This window comes from Shewanella sp. DC2-4, from assembly GCF_013248875.1.
Lineage (GTDB): Bacteria > Pseudomonadota > Gammaproteobacteria > Enterobacterales > Shewanellaceae > Shewanella > Shewanella oncorhynchi.
In genome coordinates this window covers 1-19,060 of sequence record NZ_JABRVR010000004.1, presented here as the reverse complement: position 1 = coordinate 19,060, position 19,060 = coordinate 1, and the positions used below count along the sequence as shown (strand labels likewise).

The following is a 19,060-nucleotide window of genomic DNA, read 5'->3' as shown; positions in this document are numbered from 1 at the left end:
TAGGCCCCTATGCACGGGGCTTATTCATATTTAAGGATAAGGCTCTATGCAATATTTACCACAAACAACACCGCTTATCGCACTCAATGGTGGTCTGTATATTGATGCATTTGTGATGGACGAAAATAACGACATCATTTTTCTATCGTTATGGGCCAGAGATGGTGAAATGCAACATTTTTTCGCGGCATTAACCTTACCTGTTAGCCAAGGGGGTTATCGCGATAGGTTTGTGAAGTTACCGAATGGTGATACACAACTACTTAATTTTAATCGTGTCACTGACATGAAAAAATTAAGCACACGATTACCCAAATATACCCCTGTCGGAGAATGGGTGCATACCTGGTTAATGCTACCGACATTAATGAAAACACCGCATGGCAGTCAAGAAGCGTTGGTATTGAGTCAACATACTTTGAATTGGGATGCGCTATGGCCCCTGGTTAAAAATCTGTGCCATCTGCCATTGCTTGATGAATGGAAAGATGTTCTTGCAGAGTTATTAAGCCATTGTGTTAAAGCGCTAACCAGTTGGGGAGTGTTTGGTTATCAAATCAAACTTGAACCAGATGTAATTGAATCCATTATCGCTGAGGCAATAAAAGATCGCTCTCTGACATTACAAGGTCATTCGCTACAACCTTCGTACAGCAATCAATCGGAGGAAGTGCTATGACTGAGGCAATATTAACTCATCTTGTTACCGAAGAATCTGAAGTTCAAACCTCAAAGAACACTGTTTCTTTAACGGATTTCATACATGATTTTGGTTCTGGACTATTAGCAAACGTGGAGAACGCTTATCCAGCTCGTTACCAACATGCTTGTATCGATAGAGATATGGTTATGCAAAGCCTTAAGCGAGTCCCTTTTGAGGCACAAGCAGAGGTAGTACAAGCGGTATCGAGTTTATTGGTGGATGACAATGCCCCTGCTGCGATTATTAATGCAGAGATGGGCACTGGCAAGACGATGATGGCGATCGCCGTTACGGCAGTGTTACATGCTGAGCGTAAAGCTCACCGTATACTGGTGTTATCCCCACCGCATTTAGTTTACAAGTGGCGCCGTGAAATCTTGGATACAGTCGATAATGCAAAAGTGTGGATATTAAATGGTCCAGATACATTGTTATCACTATTGAAGATCCGAGCAATAGCCACAGAACATGACGGACCCGAGTATTTCATTCTAGGCCGTGTCAGGATGCGAATGGGATATAACTGGAAGGTTGCGTTTAAGATTAAACGTAAGCGGACATTACTTAGTAGAGACATTGATGATCCACAATACGGCTGGGCTAACCATGTAGTTTGTCCTGACTGTTTTTCAGAGGTGAAAGATGAAGAAGGTTATGCTTTTACACCGGCTAACTTTCCTCAAGATAATCAGCTTTGGTGTCAGCAATGTGAAAGTCCTTTATGGACGCTACATCGTAAACGGATTGATGGTTCATTAGATGGTACGGTAAAACGATCGTTAATGACGTTGCCGACGATAGGAGAAGCCACTGCTGCAAGGCTTATAGACGCCTTTGGGGTTAACAATATGGCTGAAGCACTTACGGATAATATTTACGAACTTGTAAATCTTATCGATGCTGAGGGTGAGTTTGTATTTAATGACAGACAAGCTGAGCGTATTGAGCGTAAGTTGGCTAAAACCCAATTTGCGTTTGGCCAAGGTGATTACCAAGCGAGTGAATTCATTAAGCGATATTTACCAAAAGGCTTTTTTGATCTAATGGTGATTGATGAGGCACATGAGTATAAGAACGCTGGTTCGGCGCAAGGACAGGCGATGCAAGTCTTAGCGTCTTGCACGAAACAAACGTTACTCCTGACTGGCACATTAATGGGCGGTTATGCAGAAGATTTGTTTTATCTACTGTGGCGTTGTATGCCCAATATCATGATGAAAGATGGTTACACTTACCACAATGGACGTTTAGGCAGTGCTGCGATGGCATTTTCACAAGAACACGGCATTATCAAAGAGATAATGAAGGTATCCAGTGAGGATAATCATAAAACAGCTAAGGGTAAAAACATTCGGGTGAGTCAAACACGCGCTCCTGGATTTGGTCCATTAGGTGTTGCTCGATACGTATTGCCATATACGGCTTTTCTTAAACTTAAAGATATTGGAGGCAATATTTTACCGGCTTATGAGGAGTTTTTTGATGGTGTTGATCTCGATGCTGACATGGCAGAAAGATATAGCGCATTGGAAACAACGCTTTTAGGACGGTTACGAAAAGCGTTAAGGGCGGGAGATACCACGTTATTAGGTGTGGTGATGAACGTCCTTTTAGCTTGGCCAGATTGTTGTTTTAGGGCTGAAAACGTATTGCATCCACGAACACGAGAAACGTTGGCCTTTGTGCCTTCACTATTTGATGATGAACGCCCGACGCCAAAAGAGGAACGGCTTATTGAAATGGTGAATAGTAATAAAGCCAAAGGGCGGCGCACACTTGTGTATACCGCATATACCGGTAAACGCGATACTGCCACTCGATTAAAATCATTATTGCAACCAAGTGGTATAAAGGCTGCAGTGATGCGTGCTTCTGTGAAAACAGAAGATCGGGAGGACTGGATATTGGAGCAAGTTGATAGAGGTGTTGATTGTATAATCTGTAATCCTGAACTGGTCAAAACAGGACTAGATTTGTTGGAATTTCCATCAATTATCTTTATGCAAACCGGTTATAACGTTTACACGTTGATGCAAGCTGCTCGGCGCAGTTGGCGAATAGGGCAGAGTGATGATGTTGATGTGACATTTTTAGGTTACAACAACACGGCACAAATGACTTGTTTGGAATTAATGGCCAAGAAGATTGCTGTGACTCAATCGACTTCTGGTGATATGCCAGATAATGGCCTAGATGCTCTTAACTCTGATGGTGACAGTATCGAGGTCGCGTTAGCGAAGAAGTTACTGAATGCTTAATCAATAAACTTAAACCCAATGGGACAATTTCCCATTGGGTTGTTGTCCTTTTTATGGAGAGACAACATGACAATACCGTCTGATATTTTTGCTTTTGAGCAATTAATCTTATGGCTTGAAGATAACTTAAGTACAGAGTCAGTTATTCACTTTGATAATGAAGGCAAAGTTGATTCAGCAATCGTACTAGCTGCTTTGACACGTTTATTGCCACAACAACTTGATGCTTCTGTTGAAAATATGAATAAATATTTGATATGGAATCCAGCAAAAGTATCTTCATATGGTGGTAAGGCTGATAATTATGAAGAATTAATTCAGACAGAGGAGGAACAGGTATGCAGTTGGTCATCAATAATTAACACTGATGATATTGAATCAATTGTTATAGCGATTCAGAACGAATGTGATGTAGATATTTTTTATAAAGAAATCTAATTAGTGAATTATAGTTTTAACTTAATTATCAAGTTCTTATAATTCTACTACAGAAAAAGGAAAAGGGTTAAAGGGGGCAAGGGAAGGGTTTTCCACAAGGGAAAAGCCCTATCCGATAAAGGGAAAAGGAACTGATCTTTTAATATCCCTCTTCACCTATCGGGTGGGGAGGGTACGCTTTATAAAAAAAGAAAAAGAAAAAGAAAAAAATTTATTGTGATTGTGTATATGTGTATATGTGTGTATGTGTTAACCGCTTGCGGTTACATATGCACATATGCACATCCTATATAATAAGATCTATAAATATCTATGAAAGATCTATGAAGATCTATAAAGATCTATGGTGTCTTGCAAAAACATAAAAATCAGTAACTTGCACAACTTAACGACACGTTTTACTCTGTTAAATGTCACTGTCTACTCTGCTATTAAACACTGTTCACTCTGTTAAATGTCACTATTTACTCCGTAAAAAAACACGTCTGACTCTGAATTTGAACACGTTTAACTCTGCTGTTTATTGAAAAGCTGTGGATAATTTAATTGGATAAGTATACTCAATAAAAATTGCACACTTAAAAGAATCCAGTTAATGCAACTTCTTACCGTCATTTGGGCGTAAAACCTAGTTTGTGACGGCGCTTAGGTAAGTTTCTACAAGCAAAGACAATTTTAGAGCAGGCGTACTATTTATCGAATTTTACAATATGTTTCTTTTGCATTGTAATCTAGCTTCTAAGTTCCTGGCCACTCTATCAACCAAACCGCAGAAGTCATTTGGTTTTGCGCTGAATGCATCTAGATGTAGATCGATTTATTTCCATATGCGTTAAACAGAGTAAATAGTGTTTTTAGATTAAAAGACACTTGATGCTCTGTTTGTTTCTGATAGGATGTAGCCATATGACACGGTTTGCTCTGGTCAATTTTATGAAAACGCATGATCTGACGGTTTAAACTTGTCTTGGCTGTTCAAAGAATGCCTATTTGGTGGAAAGGTCACTCAAAGTTCTTAAGACACATCTAACTCTTCTGGTAAGCAGAGTAAAACGTGACTTAAGCATTATAAATTTGATTTAAGGTACTAAAAGTGGCAAATACTAATTTAGTTAAAACAGAACGTATTGGGCAGTTAACTTCAGATTTTTTTAGGCAAGCTCATCGTCTTGTTTTTTCACAGTTATCAATGTCTCCGGTTGAACATGATATATTTGCCCTTTTACTTTCTCGTCTCGATAAAGATCACTGGGTGATCTCAGACTCCTCTGTTTCGACGCCACCTACTATTCCATCTCCGCACTATAGTTTCACTTCAAACGTTTTATGTGAATGGCTAAAAGTTGATAACCGGTCGCTTTATAATGTGATTAAAGATCCTGCAAAACGACTTAGCGAGAAAACAATTGGATTGCAAGAACCAAATAAGCGTCGATTCATTTTTCGTAGTCTTTTCAAACAAGTATCCTATGAAGATGGTGTTCTTACTATCGTGCCCAATGATTTGTTAATGAATGAATATCTCTGCTTATCACAGGGCCATAGTCAGATCTACAATGATACGTTTACGGCATTAGAAACGGATTATGCCAAAAGGCTTTATACCGCTCTATGTAGGTTTAAGTATGGACAAGGAAAACTGAACCCATTTTCTCTCGAAGAGCTTCACGCGTTTTTTGGTTTACTTGATGAAAAGGGGAAATTGATCAAAAAAACATATGCCAGAACAAATAGCTTCATTGAGAGAATCATTTCGCCGGCTATCAGAGAGATCGAATCAAAAGAGCACAGGATTAAGTTTTTAATTGACGAAAAGACTCAAAATTTGGGTTGGAGTTATAAGAAACAAGGTCGGAAAATCACTCATATTGAGTTTTTATTTTACTGGGTTGATCCTGTTCAGATCGATGCAGCTGAAAAGAAGGAGCGCAAAAAGCTCGGAGATGAAAGAAATCCATTAGAACTAGCACAAGAAACCTGGGCTGTAGTGGATGGATTTGTTGCTAACTCAGATGGCAACCCTACAGTAGAGGAACTGAATAATCTTACTGTTAACATCAGCTCATTAATGCAATCAGGCTATGCATTTGAGTCAGATTTTATGCAAAAGTTTAGTTCTGCAATGTCAGAAGCTAGACTACGTTAGGGTCGTAATAAGCTACTATTTTCTCAGTTTTTTTAATTCGTTTAATAAACTTTCATGCGAGCGTATAATTTTATCTAGTTCATTGATCATATCTGCTGTAATTAATGTTTTAAATTCATTAGCTTGTATGTTATCAAGTAAGTTTTCTTGCAGATTTCCGAACAAAAAATACCTAGGGTCAACATTAAGAGTCACGCATAAACTGGCAAAGTTTTCTATAGATATTTTACCTGTTTTCAACCACTTGCTTACAGTTGTTCTTTCAACACCTATTTTACGTGCTAGTTCGGTGTTGCTCATTCCACAGTTTTCGACGGTATATGAAATACGTCTTTCTATTGGTGTCATTAAAGTCCCATTGAAGTAGTAAAACAGAACTTAGTTTAAGAGTTATTGACTCTAGTCTATAGTGTGAATATGATCACGTGCACATGTTCACGCTCTTTAAAAATCCGTTCCCAAACAGAAACAGCATTTTACAGAAAAATGTTGTTGGCATTTCTATATCTGAATGATAGCCTAAGCATGTTAAATAGTTGCTCACTGACTTACAGTGTGAAGCACACGGCAGTACGCCTTAAATGGCCTCATGAGATGTGTCGCGTTCAGCTTACGCTGATTGAGGTATCCTAAACTTAGCTTCTCTTGTCTTTGACAGAAGCACCGATAACGTCGTTATTGGTATCAACTAATGTGATTAGACCTACACGGTTTGATTACGCTTGGTTTACTTAAGACCAAGACTCCACTCCTAAGTCATTACTGCTTTCAGTAATGCTCATTTGTTGTTTTCTGTTTGGAAACGGCAGGGGTTAACGCAAGATTTTTCTTGAGATTGCTAAAAGCAATGACAAAGAATGTAACTGTGATGGTTCAGCAGACCTGATTAATTGTTGCATTTCGTATTTTACACGACGAAATTCATCATCTAGGTTCTGCTCATTAAATGACGATTCACTCGGACTGAATAAATCCGCCATTGTCATATCTAGTGCCGTTACAATTTTGATTAAGCTATCTAGGCTTGGATTTTTTCTGCCAGATAAAAATGCTGATATCGCACTTTGCGATAAATCTGTATCTATAGCTAAATCTTCTTGAGTCATTTCACGCTTTTTTAGTGCATCTCGAATTCTTTCTTGCCACACACCCAACCTCCTTAAATACATAATTTTTTTGTGATTATGAGTGCCTTTAACTTGCCCTCAATCTCTATAGGTAGTTAAAAAATATGACTATTGGTAATTGCGGGCTTGTTGCCCTAAAAGATTTTAGAAGAAAACATCAACTCACCCAGCATGAACTCGCTGATATGTTGGAAGTAGATCAATCTACGATCTCATTTTTAGAAAACGGTCGACGAAAACTCGATCCAACAAAAGTAAAGCAAGTTTCTGAAATTACAGGGATATCTAAGCATGATTTAAGGCCGGATTTGTTTGAAAAGTAAAATAACCATACAAAATTTATTGACAACAAAGCGCTAAAAACTGTACTTATAAAAATACTGTATAAATATACAGTTAAAAGGGTGGTAGTAGATGGATCTCTTCAAAAGAATTAAAAACTTTGCGATGCAACCAGCGAAAACAGTGCCTTTACAAGTAAAGGGTACTGTTCCCGCCGGTTATTTCATGCCGTGGACAGAAGCGCAAATACGCGCAGACGAGACGATCAAAGACAAAGTCAGAGTATTGCAACGCAGCGGATTAGCGCTGCCCTATGAAATATGGACTGAGTTTGTTATCGATACTGTTGTGAATTTCGCGCTGTGGGTGCAAGAACTGCCAGCTTCTGCGAGTTACCACCACCACGGCCGCAAAGGACTGCTTTACCACTCGTTAGACGTGGCAATTTATGCGGTGCGCATTCGTCGTAATTACATTATGCCACCCAACACCCCACCTGAAGAGGTTTTGCACCGCGAGATTGTTTGGGTGTACGGGGTATTTTTGGCCGCACTTTTCCATGATTGCGGCAAAATCATGGATATGCAAATTGAGCTATTCAATGTTGACGCAGATAACGAGGTTTGGACACCGGCATTAGGGCCCGTGGGTAAACTCACACAGCCTTACCGGTTCAAATACAAAGATGACCGAGCCTATTTAAACCATCAACGGATCGCACACTCCTTTTTAACGAGAATGCTTTCGAAGAATCCCATGTTGTCCATCACCAGTGACACCATGCTCTATTCTTGCCTTACCGAGTACCTAACCGGCCATAAAAATCCTGACAATGTGATTGAGCTTATCGTGAAACAAGCTGATGCAGCCAGCGTTGCGCAAGATTTGGGAGCATCAAAAGACGGCATCAATGCCGCAGCGAAGCGTATGCGCTTTGAGAACAACTCATTTGCTGAGCAGCTCCATGTCACGATGACTTATTTGCTGACAGAGAAAAAAGTATTGCTTAACAAAAAAGGTGGGGAGGGCTTCGTTGCCGGTGAGCACTTGTATTTAGTGTGTAAGCCGATTGCTGATCTCATTCGAACCACGTTGTTAGACAGGGGGATCTCTGGCGTACCGTCCTCAAACACAAAGCTGTTTAATGAATTGCAGCAGCACAACATTATCCGCCCTAACGAGCAGGGTTTAGCGGTTTGGTCGATTAAAGTGACATTAACTGACGTGAACTGGTACCAAAAATTTACGTGTTTGTGTATTCACTTGCCAACATTTGCGCCAGAGCTTGCGCTCAACTCATTACCTGGATCCATCGATATATTGCCGCCAGAAGATGAAAAGCCCTTAGCTGAAGCAATATCATCAGTTGGATTTGCGGTGGAAGAACAGGAGCCTGTCCCAGAGTCTGTTAATACTGAAATTATTGAAACAGACGATACCGATGTGACGCGAGAAGTCATCGTTCAAGACGATTTACTGATAAGCATGATCCCTGGAATGGAAGCGCTCATGTCCCCAATAATTGAGGCAACTCCATCAACAAATGACATAAATGAATCTGCAGACGTTCTGGGCCCAGAGCTACTGGTAACGCCGTTTAACAAACTAACAGATCATCAAATTGGGATCTTGTTTTGGAACTGGATTGAAGCTGGACTATTAGCTGGTGAAGTGTCCATTAATACAGCAGAGGCTTTTATTCACAAGGTGAATGGGCAGGTCTTCATCGTGTCACCCACGGCTATGAAGGTCTTTTGTAAAAAGTACCAACAGGGTTGTGATGCCGACAGTTATTTAGCGGTTCAATCCGGTTTTCAGTCTTTAGGGCTTCATCTTAAAACTACAGAAGGTAGGAATATTCACTCGGTTAAAGTGACAGCAAGTGGCAAACGTTTGAATGGCTTTTTCATTAAGTTAACCACGACGCTTGCAGCATTGGCCCTCCCTGACAATAGCGCACTCTCTAGCGAAGGAGGTGAGTGATGAATGCTGCTATTAGTTTCAATTTCTTTTTCTTAAATCAACTTTGTGTTTACGCAAAATATGGTAAATCGCATGAATTGAACCAGCTAGGGCTGCCTCCTGAGCAACTGTGTCAAATAATGAATATGTCATCGGCTCAGTTAGAGGAATTGGCAGCGAAATTAGATTGTGCATTTATCGAGATTAACGGCAATTACCTGTTAAAAAAAATGGAAGGTATTGAAATCCCATTATTTTGTGAAGAGCTAATCATTTACGGCGCGTCTAACAAATTAATGACAGACATGCTTAATATTTCAAAACACACATGTGCTTCTTGGCGCCGCTTTGTTGATACGGATCCCAACTATCGACAGCGCTCTATCCCTGCTGATTGCCATTTGGCGCTTTGGTCTGACATCGAGAAATTGCCTAATCCGCTTTACCCCACTGCAGAAGAATTACTCGTCTTAGCCAAACAGCATGCGGTCAGTATCGGTGCTATTTGGTCAGATATCAAAAAAGGAAATGATGATGAAAAAAAATAAAAACAGAGCGGGTTTATTGCGTAGCGATGCGTCTATTGCACTTCATGCCAGTGATTCTGTCTCGTTGTGGCACGGTCGCAAAGGCAAAAGTCAGGGATTACCCGGGTTCTTTTCACATACTGCGGTATTAGAAACCTCTGCTGCGAAAGATGATCCATACGCAGATCATGGGCTTATTTTGATTGAAAACAGTTTAAATGAAGCGTTCTTAACCATTAATCAGTTAAGCACAGGGTTAATGGCAAATGAACGTCGTCGCCGTGTGACGTCATCTGAGTGCGCTTCATTAAAACCGGTTGAAAAGGCGTTGTTTGTAACTAGTCGATTTGGTTGGCGTATGGTCGCGCTGATTGAAGAGTTTGATTTATTAATGGTTGATCTGTTGGATGCACAATTTAAAGCACGTATGAGCAGACAAGAATTTGAGCGACAGCGCCATGAAGCGGTTCATTGTGTTCGTAAGGTATTGGAAATGAGTCAAACTACACAGCATTCAGGTATAAGCCGTAATGATGTAAGTGCAAATAACCCTAAGGCACAAAGTGCGAAGGAGAAGTTCGGTCGTATTCCGATGGAAGTGATGGAAGGGGTGGTTCGTGCTGAATTTGCGCCTGAAATCAAACAGCGTTAGATATTATTGTGCAAAAGACAACAACTGACAAAGCTCGCATTAAACGGCAAAAGCTACGCTCTGCAAAGCGTGCTGCGGCGTTGCATGTAAAAAACCATAAAACCGCTGTTGGTGCTAATGCGTTTAAAGCGAGCCTTGATGGTTTCAAGGTTAAAAACGCTCGTCTACCTCGCTATTTCAACGAAGTGATCAATAACGCTCGTCAACTTATCTATCGTGGCCAGCTTGAAATTGATGAGGGTGGTATATCAAGAAAGATGTCAGAACGGACTAAGCGCAAACTCTTTGAAATAGTGGTAACGATGATTACCACATGCGATTTAATGAGTGGCCAAGTCGGTAAAGCGAAAAATATAGGTATGGATACCACTAGCCATGACGCACTGATGTTAGCCCATGCGAAGCGTTGGGGAGAAGCGATCCCGAGCTCTACCTGGTATCGTTATATCGATATGCTAAAGCTGGCCGGAGTGTTCGTTGTTCAGGAAGTCAAAATTGCCAGTCACACAGAGAATGCCGGTGAAACGGAAAAAACCATACGCTCTGTAGCTTCTTATAAATGGCTTTCATCTCAGTTCTTGCAAGCGATTGGTGCATACACTGACACAATTCGCGCACAGATAAAGCAAGCTTATCAAAAGGCTATCAATAACGGCCTGTCATTTACTTGGCGAGTGTTCAAGCGCCAGCTCCCAGTAAAACAGCGGTTCACCGCTGATATGTTTTTCTCACAAAGCACGAACCCACCTCAAACCCACTGAGCGGCATTTTAAGCAACCGTCTTGATTGGCGGGGACTTTGCACATCTGGACGTTTTTAGTCGCTTAAATCAGACGTTAAAGCAGCCTAATCTTTCTGTAAAACATAATATCGTCTCCTTTTTTTGCCAAACAGCTAGGTACGTTTTTTACTTTCTCTGTGGGTTGTGGATAAGGGCGGTATATCAAAGCATTAATGGGAGTAAGAAAAAGGAGTAAGAAGTGGGAGTCCAAAAGCTTTTTTAAAAAAGATTAAGTATTAGTAAAAGATAACTTATTAAAAGGCACAAGCAACGGTGGATAAATCCACCTAAGAGCAATAATGCCTCGCCATTTCCTGCCGTTGGCAGGGGCGAGAACTTAAAGCACCGCTGAAAGTGAATTTTGTCATCCGACCGTTAAGCTACAAACGTGCTGAACACCAGTTAAAAACAAAAGCGGTCTAGCAGAAGGGAAAAGAGCAATAATCATACCAATTTGTGACTTGTAAGACGGTCATCCATCCTATTTTATCGTGCAAAAAAACATCACACTGTTTTTAAATACAGTGCTTAATGTGTTATACTGTTTATTGTTAAGGTGCTGTTTTTAAAGAGTATAAAGAGGTGTCTATGAGTCATGTTAAAAGTAAATACGACCATTTTTTTCAAAACTTTTTGAGTCACTTAGAAGGATTCTATTTCAATCAATATAAAAAATGCCTTATTAACACTGTTCTCGACGGATTAGCCCCTGATATTCCTTTTGACCACCTTGCAGAATGGTATTTTTCGGATGATTTAACGGATGAATTGGCTTTTTGTTACCCGATATCTGAGTCTGAAACGATTGGTGAATATTTTGTGCGTAAGAGAGGTTGGCGCGAAGGGGCAATGGCACGATTATATTTTTCCGCCGTACTCGCAGCGCCAACGGCGATTTGGGAAATTACAGAGGTTACAAAGGCCAGTACGGCCTACATCAAACAATTTAACGTTGATATGGCGCCCATCATGGTGGCCATACCGAAGTGTTCCCAGGTTGATTTGGATAAACAACCTTTTTTTGTTGGTAAGGTTCTTTCCCTTGAGTCAATGGGATTTTCTGGGTTAACTATTTCATTGGGCAGCGTTCCGCTACCGCGCAACGCGGTAGAGAGTGTCATCGAACGGCTTGAAGCGTTAACTTTTGAAGGGTCGTTAACCCCGATTCAATCACAATACTTGTTGCAACGACAAGCACTCATGGAAAGATATGTTTATGAAGTGCAGCAGGGTAAGGATATTTGGGAAGGTATCGAGGATGATATCGTTACTCAGCATCGGTTTGATGGCATATACCAAGCGGGCTTGCGAACTTTTCACTTAAATAAGGCACCAGTCAACCCTTATGATGGGGAAGTGGGCATACATAGAACTCAAGGTTGGCAAGATGGACAACAAATCGCCACTCAAAATGAGCGCGGTCAACTTTTCAATTTATCGGATGTATTCCCCTTAAAATTTGCAAATAAACTTCACATAACGTAAAAATACTATCTTAAACATTGATTAGGTTGATGATTTATGACGGTATTCAAAAGTGGCACCGAAGGCCAGCGGAAATTTGCGACAGTTATTCGTGCTCAGGTGTTAAAAATGCACCCTTGGGGCCTTAATGCCAATACTGCGGATAAAGTCACTTTCCGGTTAGAGGGTATGAAGTCCCCACTCTTTTTTATTAAATATAAAGAGGCGCTAGTAGCCGGCGAGGTGGTGCAATCCTTAGCGCTCTATGATGAAGAGAACTACCAGCGCCGCGCTAAGTTCGTCCAGGCACGTGCAAAATAGTGGGAAAATCATCAATGGCACAAAAAAAATTAGCCCTTCCTCCAGGGGTATCGGTGATAAGACAAGGTAAGGCTTACGTGATTTTTCGCGATGGTCATGAGGCCATCGGTGGGGTGATAGTCAGTGAAACCACCCAAGGAAATACGCAGCTTCAGCCTTACATGAATGTGGATGCGAGTGATAACAAGGCTGTCATTGCGTTTGTTGCGCAGCAAATGACGGATGCATTATTACAACATCAAGCCCAAAAGCCATTGAATGAACAACTTCCTATTTTCACTAAAAACGTGCCAGATAATTTTCAGGTCATTGAAAATAAATCCTTTCCCTGTTCAAGATGCAATAGCATCATTGCAAAACTGATTTTTGTCCCTGAGGCGGCAACTGCATCAGCTATGTTGGCAATGGCGCAAAAGTTGGAACTAGATGCGTTTGTGAGTCCTTACCCTGTGTGGTTAATCGGGGCACCGGATAGCCAAAATGATGATATTGCTCAGCATTTAACATTACAAATCGCACCGGTGAAGGGTGAGGTATACTGGCAACACCCAGACCATATGAATCAGCGGTTGATTGAGCTTGATATTGAACATCGTTGTACGCATCATCATGGTGTCAACCTAAAAAAGGACCTACATTGAACTCGCTAGATATTATTGCCATTGAAGAAAACGGAATATTTACAGCTAAGCATAATAATCATTATTGGCATGTTGAAAAAGGTGCCACGTTGGTTACAGGCCGTTTTGAAGGCCGCAACGTACTTGAATATGCCTCACGCCCTGTCACAACGAAAAGGGCATTCGTCGATTGGGTTCTACGCGTTTATTTCTAAGATAAAATTTCCTATGTTTGAAAATATTCCTTCAATTGAAGGTGAACGCCTTGAGGCAATGCTGGCACTTCAGCGAATGTACACCTCTGTTCATCGCTGCGACGGCTGTCATTGTGAGACGCCTAAGCGTTACAGTGTCAGTGGTAAGTGCGTTACATGCCAGGCGACGGGGGTGATAAATACCACGGATAGGCATAATTACAGGAACCCGGGTTATCATGATTTAAAAGCGTTTAATGAGGCTAAGGGCGTCAATCTTATTTTGCAGGTATTCAATCGGTTACAGCGCTTGCGTAATTTGAAGGGTAAACACTCGCTTAATGAGTGATTAGTCTTTGAGCGCGTATACAATTAAAGCAATGATGATAATCGCGGTAAACGCGCCCACCACATATCCTGTAAACGGGCTCGCTATCGCATCATTGAGCGTTGATTTAGTGCTTTCTGCAAATAAGTCCTGGGCAAGTGTGATCGGCGTAAACAACAGACTTGATAATGCCAGGGAGGTAGCCAACTTCATTTTATTTTACCCTTAAATTTGATATCTTAATCATATCACACATGAATAAGAGTGATGTTTGATGAGAGTTTCAGCAGTCCAAAAAGATATCCTATTTGTGCTATACCAGCTAGAGCTTCGTGGTTTTTTAAAACCTATACCTGCGACAGATATCCTTACTATGTTGAATAAAAGTCGAGCAACAGAGGTCTTTGGGACAAACTTTAGGGTATCTTGCCACAAACTCAATGAGAATGGTTTGGTCCATATGCACCGGTCCTTGCAGACGTTCAGGCTTTCGTTTACGTTGACTGAACTGGGGCGAGAGAAAGCCATTGAATTAAGCTTGGATTAAAGCTGCAGGATTATGGAAAATTCAAAGCGCCAAATTCCTATTGTTATTGATACTGAGCGTAATGAGCCCATTTGGGTTGAATCATTAAGTAGGAGCTATGAGCATCATGCCTAACAAGTCGTTTCAGCAACACTCCAACGCTTCACGTTAGCAGTGGACATACACAAGGGAAAACGATGACAAATAATGTTATTTACGGCGGTTTTCGATCCAAGAGAAGAAAAAAAGGACGATCGTGAAAATAGAATTTTAAGGTGTGAGGTCTCGGAACGATGGATTCAACTGCCCACTGCTACCGATTTAACTGGTGGTGGTATTGATTATTTGAGCCTGGATGTAATGACTAACGGAAGCAATGATAAGCCAAGAAAGATATGTGAAATGATTGTTGATCGCTCTGAGCTAATAGCGTTGCTTAATGAGATACCTACAATTGATCACCGTGGAACTGAAAATGAATAATTCTACTCCATGCCTAATAAGTCAAAGCAGCAATGAGGATGGATGCGCTAATTACACTAAAAGTGCTGCGATTTGAGATATTTGAAACTCACTCATTTGAGCTAATGGTCTAACTCACTTTTGTCCCGATTCGAGTCGGTGGGTTCATCGCTGGCTCATTCCTGCCCCAAAACGTGTCACAGCTCGAAGGCTAGCTCTTACTTAGTCTGATAGTTTGAGATACATAAAGTAATGAATACCAAAAAGTATGACCTGCCCATGAGGGATTTCAAAAATCGTTACAGTGAAACAGACTTGCCTAGTCTGGTTCACTGGCTAATGGACTTCAAAAATCAATATTACTCACTAAAACAGCCTTGTTATTATAAGGTTATTTTAATCAGATCAAGGTAGTATTGATTTTTTTAACAAAAAGGGATTTTTGTGATTTCTAGATTTAAGACGTTATCGGTTAACCAATTCACTTTCATCACTGCGTTGTGTTATGTTGCCATTTTCAATCTACCTCTCTTTGGTATAGTACGAAAAGGAATTGAAAAACAACCAGAAGTCGATCCCCTTTTCATCGCATCTATGCCGCTATTTTTAACATTTGCGCTGAGTTTTTTGTTTTCAATTTTTACCGTCAAATACCTGCTGAAGCCCTTTTTCATTGTATTGACGTTACTTTCCTCAAGTGTATTTTTTGCCGCCTATCAATACAATGTCGTGTTTGACTACGGCATGATCGAAAACACGTTTCAAACACATCCTGCCGAAGCATTGATGTATGTAAATCTTGCATCAATTACCAATCTACTGCTGACAGGGCTATTACCGTCATATCTTATTTATAAGGCCGATATTCATTATCAGCCCTTTTTTAAGGAGTTATTGCATAAATTAGCCTTTATGCTGCTAATGTTCGTTGGCATTGGGATAGTCGCCTTTTTTTACTATCAAGATTATGCTGCATTTGGTCGAAACAACAGTGAGTTAAGGCGTTACATTGTCCCTACCTATTTTGTTAGTAGTGCATCTAAATATCTCAATGAGCACTATTTGCAGACGCCCATGGAATACCAACAACTTGGCCTAGATGCGAAGAATGCCAGTCGTAACCCGAACACTAAACCTAACTTATTAGTGTTTGTTGTGGGTGAAACTGCGCACTCAATGAGCTATCAATATTATGGATATAACAAGCCAACCAATGCTCATACCCAAAATCAGGGGCTGATTGCGTTTAACGATACTAGCTCATGCGGCACGGCCACAGCGGTGTCTCTACCCTGTATGTTTTCACGAATGGGGCGGGCAGACTATGATCCTCGCCGTGCTAATGCTCAAGACACAGTGATTGATGTGTTAAGTCATAGTGGTATAAAAGTACAGTGGTTTGATAATGATTCTGGCTGTAAAGGTGTATGTGATCAGGTTGAAAATCTCACGATAGATTTGAAGAGTGATCCGAAGCTGTGTTCTGGCCAATATTGTTTTGACCAAGTATTGCTCAACAAATTAGATAAAATTCTGGCAGTAGCACCAAGTCAAGATACTGTAATTTTTTTGCATATCATTGGTAGTCATGGACCAACTTATTATCTTAGATACCCGCCAGAGCATCGTAAATTTATACCGGATTGTCCGCGCAGTGATATCCAGAATTGCAGTAAAGAAGAACTGATTAACACCTACGACAACACTATTCTATATACGGATTTTATTCTCAGTGAAGTGGTGAATAAATTAAAAGGTAAGCAGGATATGTTCGATACTGCAATGCTGTATCTCTCTGACCATGGTGAGTCTTTGGGTGAAAAGGGCATGTATTTACATGGTGCGCCCTATAGTATTGCACCAAAAGAACAAACTAGCGTACCAATGTTGGCTTGGGTATCTAATGACTTTAGCCAAGATAATCAGTTGAACATGACTTGTGTTGCACAGCGAGCAGAACAGGGCGGCTTTTCCCACGACAATTTGTTCGACAGTTTGCTAGGACTTATGAATGTAAAAACCACTGTCTATCAGAGCCAACTCGATATTTTTGCACCTTGTAGATATTAGGGTTATTCCATAATGGTGAATACTGATTATTGAATACATGAACAGATGATTAATTTTCTTAATGTGCGGCGAAAAGGCAGTCTGATAATGAATACAATTTAATACTAGCGATAGTGTATCGTTCATGTTGTAAAGCGTATAAATAATGACCAGCATCCTCTCATTAAATACTTAATACCGATTTTGCCCCGTAACTATCTTCCTTCGGGGCTTTTTTTTGTCCCAAAGTGAGCCCGTGAATCATTCTAGGATAGTCTGATTCACAATCTAGCAATAATATGGAATTTAGTATTTTAAAGTAGTTACTAAATTCAGTTGACCTACAAGATAAACACTATGCGCACGAATACAATTGAGACGAGGGCACAGAAAATATGGTAGCTGAATTCGCAACAATAGTAGGATTGCTCTCTGCCTTTTCATCGGGCCGGACTGGAAATAAACAAATAGAGTTGAATGAATTTCTGGTTTGGTTAATGGAGCATAATCATGGAGATATTAAACAAGCAATTGAGGCAAATCATGCTACGACACTTAGCATTCAAAGCATCTTCAATAGGGGCTTGGTTGATGTACATGAAAAGCTTGATACTATTTCAGAGCGCCTAGCAATTCTTGCAACCAGGTCAGATGGGATTGAGGGTTTGGCGCTCGCTTATGTGCAAGAAGCAATCTCAGACCAGACTCTCGATATCCTCAAATTGATGGAGGAAAATAATAGTGAATTCTTCCTATTGTCAAACGCTATAAGCGATATAAAACAAAAAATTGTATTATGTCCTGGACCTGATTTTTTATGTAATGAGACGCGATTTTTCCAAGATGATTTACAGTTAATGCTTAGATTGGGCTTGTTGGTTGTTCGATATAACTCAAGAGGTCATCCGTTGTACTGCTATACTCGAGCAGCCTCAAAGCTGGTTCGGAGCATTGTTTAGTATCAGAGTCTGCTAATAAGACGCATCAATTTGCGCCGTTGTACGTGACGTTAACCATATAATTTTCTAATGGTCGCTATTATTTCTAAATCATCCTCGTGAATCAATCTACACCAGTCTGATTCACGCGCATCACGCTGGCATTTTGTGCGAGCTTCTGGCTCACTCGCTTTGGTCCAAACTAGTATCAGGCCGATCTGTTCAGGCACGTTTATGCCCCTTTCGCTGTTAATTTAGCTAAAAAGCTAATGCCCCACGGCAAGATCACTTCGTCGTCAGGTGTGCTACATAAATTGTCACTGTTTCCCCAGTGACTCGCCATAAACTCGTCCCTGAGGGCTTGACGGCTGCATCCATGCCGCCAACGGTCACTGTTGCAACAATGCCAATCCTCACTAACCCTCTCGCTTTTCATTCAGTTAAAAAGCTATTGCCCCAAAGCAATTCAGCGCTTCATTTTTAGACTCCGCTTTAATTTTATTTATGCATGAGATTTTATAATCCATATTTGTTCAGTTAAGAGCGCTATTTCCTATACTTCAAGTGTCTATTCATTACAACCTGAGGAGGTTTGTATGGACGCTTGGAATAAAGGTCATCCCATGGGACAAAAACGACCTTTTAAATTGGAAGAGATTTGGCGCATTCGTACTCGTTTGGAGTTAGAACATAATATTGCTGAGTTAGCGTTACTTAATCTGGCGATTGATTCAAAATTGCGAGCCTGTGACTTATTACACTTGAAGGTCCAAGACATTACCTCATCAGGCATAATCAATCCGCGAGTGCGATTAATACAGCGTAAAACCCATCGTGACGTTCAGTTTGAAATTACTCCAAAGACTCAGCACAGCCTGACATCTTGGTTGCTTGAAAAGGGATTAACCGCTGAGGATTATCTATTTCCTAGCCCAAGGAGTATTCATCAGCCGATGAGTTATAGCTATTACCGCTCAAGGGTAAAAAACTGGGCGAGTCAATTAGGGCAGAATAGTGAATTGTATGGCACGCACTCGTTGCGTAGAACCAAGGCGACATTGATTTATCGTCGAACCAAGGATATTCGGGCGATTCAAATCTTGCTTGGACATGTCAAGTTAGATAACACCGTGCGCTATTTTGGTGTCGAGATTGAAGATGCACTGCGGATTTCAGAAGCTATTGAAGTATAAATATATCAAGTGTGATTATAATTAAACCATCATAACTGCACTGTTTTGAAAGGAAAATAAAATTAAACAAAGTGTGAATGTTTTGTCCC

The 19,060-nt window shown here is 40.6% G+C and carries 20 protein-coding genes; 17 read left to right on the top strand and 3 right to left on the bottom strand.

The window, feature by feature from the left end:
- Window positions 1-46 precede the first annotated feature (46 nt).
- The 4 genes from HQQ92_RS23120 (at window position 47) to HQQ92_RS23105 (ending at window position 5,545) form a co-directional block, all read left to right on the top strand.
- Window positions 47-679 carry a hypothetical protein gene (locus tag HQQ92_RS23120; protein WP_014620993.1) on the top strand — a complete coding sequence of 211 codons (633 nt, stop codon included), beginning with the start codon at window positions 47-49 and terminating at the stop codon, window positions 677-679.
- On the top strand, window positions 676-2,961 hold the full coding sequence (locus HQQ92_RS23115) for an SNF2-related protein (RefSeq protein ID WP_173248922.1): 2,286 nt from the start codon (window positions 676-678) through the stop codon (window positions 2,959-2,961). Before HQQ92_RS23120 ends, HQQ92_RS23115 begins: the two co-directional genes overlap by 4 nt.
- Window positions 2,962-3,027: 66 nt before the next feature.
- Window positions 3,028-3,399, top strand: a complete 372-nt coding sequence (locus HQQ92_RS23110; protein WP_173248920.1) for a DUF957 domain-containing protein — start codon at window positions 3,028-3,030, stop codon at window positions 3,397-3,399.
- A 1,093-nt stretch (window positions 3,400-4,492) separates the two neighbouring features.
- The gene (locus tag HQQ92_RS23105) at window positions 4,493-5,545 is read left to right on the top strand and encodes a replication initiation protein (protein WP_173248918.1); all 1,053 of its coding nucleotides are present in this window, start codon (window positions 4,493-4,495) and stop codon (window positions 5,543-5,545) included.
- Window positions 5,546-5,560: 15 nt separating this feature from the next.
- On the opposite strand, the gene HQQ92_RS23100 is transcribed toward HQQ92_RS23105, so the two are convergent.
- On the bottom strand, window positions 5,561-5,893 hold the full coding sequence (locus tag HQQ92_RS23100) for a helix-turn-helix domain-containing protein (RefSeq protein WP_173248916.1): 333 nt from the start codon (window positions 5,891-5,893) through the stop codon (window positions 5,561-5,563).
- Window positions 5,894-6,357: 464 nt separating this feature from the next.
- Window positions 6,358-6,693, bottom strand: a complete 336-nt coding sequence (locus tag HQQ92_RS23095) for a helix-turn-helix domain-containing protein (protein WP_014620998.1) — start codon at window positions 6,691-6,693, stop codon at window positions 6,358-6,360.
- Window positions 6,694-6,776: 83 nt separating this feature from the next.
- Between HQQ92_RS23095 and HQQ92_RS23090 the strand changes: the two genes are divergently transcribed.
- The 9 genes from HQQ92_RS23090 to HQQ92_RS23050 all read left to right on the top strand — a co-directional run bounded on the left by HQQ92_RS23090 (window position 6,777) and on the right by HQQ92_RS23050 (window position 13,496).
- Complete coding sequence (locus tag HQQ92_RS23090; RefSeq protein ID WP_014620912.1) at window positions 6,777-6,995, top strand: helix-turn-helix transcriptional regulator; 219 nt, start codon at window positions 6,777-6,779, stop codon at window positions 6,993-6,995.
- A 91-nt stretch (window positions 6,996-7,086) separates the two neighbouring features.
- Window positions 7,087-8,937, top strand: coding sequence for a MobH family relaxase (gene mobH / locus HQQ92_RS23085; protein WP_173248913.1), 1,851 nt, complete (start codon window positions 7,087-7,089; stop codon window positions 8,935-8,937).
- Window positions 8,937-9,464 carry an STY4526/YPO1902 family pathogenicity island replication protein gene (locus HQQ92_RS23080; RefSeq protein ID WP_014620914.1) on the top strand — a complete coding sequence of 176 codons (528 nt, stop codon included), beginning with the start codon at window positions 8,937-8,939 and terminating at the stop codon, window positions 9,462-9,464. The genes mobH and HQQ92_RS23080 overlap by 1 nt, the downstream gene beginning before the upstream one ends.
- Window positions 9,451-10,095 carry a PFL_4669 family integrating conjugative element protein gene (locus HQQ92_RS23075; RefSeq protein WP_173248911.1) on the top strand — a complete coding sequence of 215 codons (645 nt, stop codon included), beginning with the start codon at window positions 9,451-9,453 and terminating at the stop codon, window positions 10,093-10,095. Before HQQ92_RS23080 ends, HQQ92_RS23075 begins: the two co-directional genes overlap by 14 nt.
- An 8-nt stretch (window positions 10,096-10,103) precedes the next feature.
- Window positions 10,104-10,856 carry a hypothetical protein gene (locus HQQ92_RS23070; RefSeq protein WP_014620916.1) on the top strand — a complete coding sequence of 251 codons (753 nt, stop codon included), beginning with the start codon at window positions 10,104-10,106 and terminating at the stop codon, window positions 10,854-10,856.
- A gap of 608 nt (window positions 10,857-11,464) precedes the next feature.
- On the top strand, window positions 11,465-12,361 hold the full coding sequence (locus HQQ92_RS23065; RefSeq protein ID WP_173248909.1) for a hypothetical protein: 897 nt from the start codon (window positions 11,465-11,467) through the stop codon (window positions 12,359-12,361).
- 36 nt (window positions 12,362-12,397) lie between these two features.
- Window positions 12,398-12,661 (top strand): hypothetical protein, encoded by a 264-nt coding sequence (locus tag HQQ92_RS23060; RefSeq protein WP_011839972.1) that lies wholly within the window; start codon window positions 12,398-12,400, stop codon window positions 12,659-12,661.
- A 14-nt stretch (window positions 12,662-12,675) separates the two neighbouring features.
- Window positions 12,676-13,302, top strand: a complete 627-nt coding sequence (locus HQQ92_RS23055; protein WP_173248907.1) for a hypothetical protein — start codon at window positions 12,676-12,678, stop codon at window positions 13,300-13,302.
- Window positions 13,299-13,496: a hypothetical protein gene (locus HQQ92_RS23050; protein ID WP_014620459.1), complete on the top strand. Its 198-nt coding sequence runs from the start codon at window positions 13,299-13,301 to the stop codon at window positions 13,494-13,496. Before HQQ92_RS23055 ends, HQQ92_RS23050 begins: the two co-directional genes overlap by 4 nt.
- Before the next feature lie 328 nt (window positions 13,497-13,824).
- Here the strand turns inward: HQQ92_RS23050 and HQQ92_RS23045 are convergent, their stop codons facing one another.
- Window positions 13,825-14,016: a hypothetical protein gene (locus HQQ92_RS23045; RefSeq protein WP_105250854.1), complete on the bottom strand. Its 192-nt coding sequence runs from the start codon at window positions 14,014-14,016 to the stop codon at window positions 13,825-13,827.
- Window positions 14,017-14,536: 520 nt separating this feature from the next.
- Here HQQ92_RS23045 and HQQ92_RS23040 point away from each other — a divergent pair.
- From HQQ92_RS23040 to HQQ92_RS23025, 4 genes are all read left to right on the top strand, one after another.
- Window positions 14,537-14,812, top strand: coding sequence for a hypothetical protein (locus HQQ92_RS23040; RefSeq protein WP_173248905.1), 276 nt, complete (start codon window positions 14,537-14,539; stop codon window positions 14,810-14,812).
- A gap of 423 nt (window positions 14,813-15,235) precedes the next feature.
- Complete coding sequence (locus HQQ92_RS23035; RefSeq protein WP_173248903.1) at window positions 15,236-16,861, top strand: MCR-4 family phosphoethanolamine--lipid A transferase; 1,626 nt, start codon at window positions 15,236-15,238, stop codon at window positions 16,859-16,861.
- Between the two features lie 374 nt (window positions 16,862-17,235).
- Window positions 17,236-17,799: a hypothetical protein gene (locus HQQ92_RS23030; protein ID WP_173248901.1), complete on the top strand. Its 564-nt coding sequence runs from the start codon at window positions 17,236-17,238 to the stop codon at window positions 17,797-17,799.
- 575 nt (window positions 17,800-18,374) lie between these two features.
- Window positions 18,375-18,971, top strand: coding sequence for a tyrosine-type recombinase/integrase (locus tag HQQ92_RS23025; protein WP_173248899.1), 597 nt, complete (start codon window positions 18,375-18,377; stop codon window positions 18,969-18,971).
- Window positions 18,972-19,060: the final 89 nt, after the last annotated feature.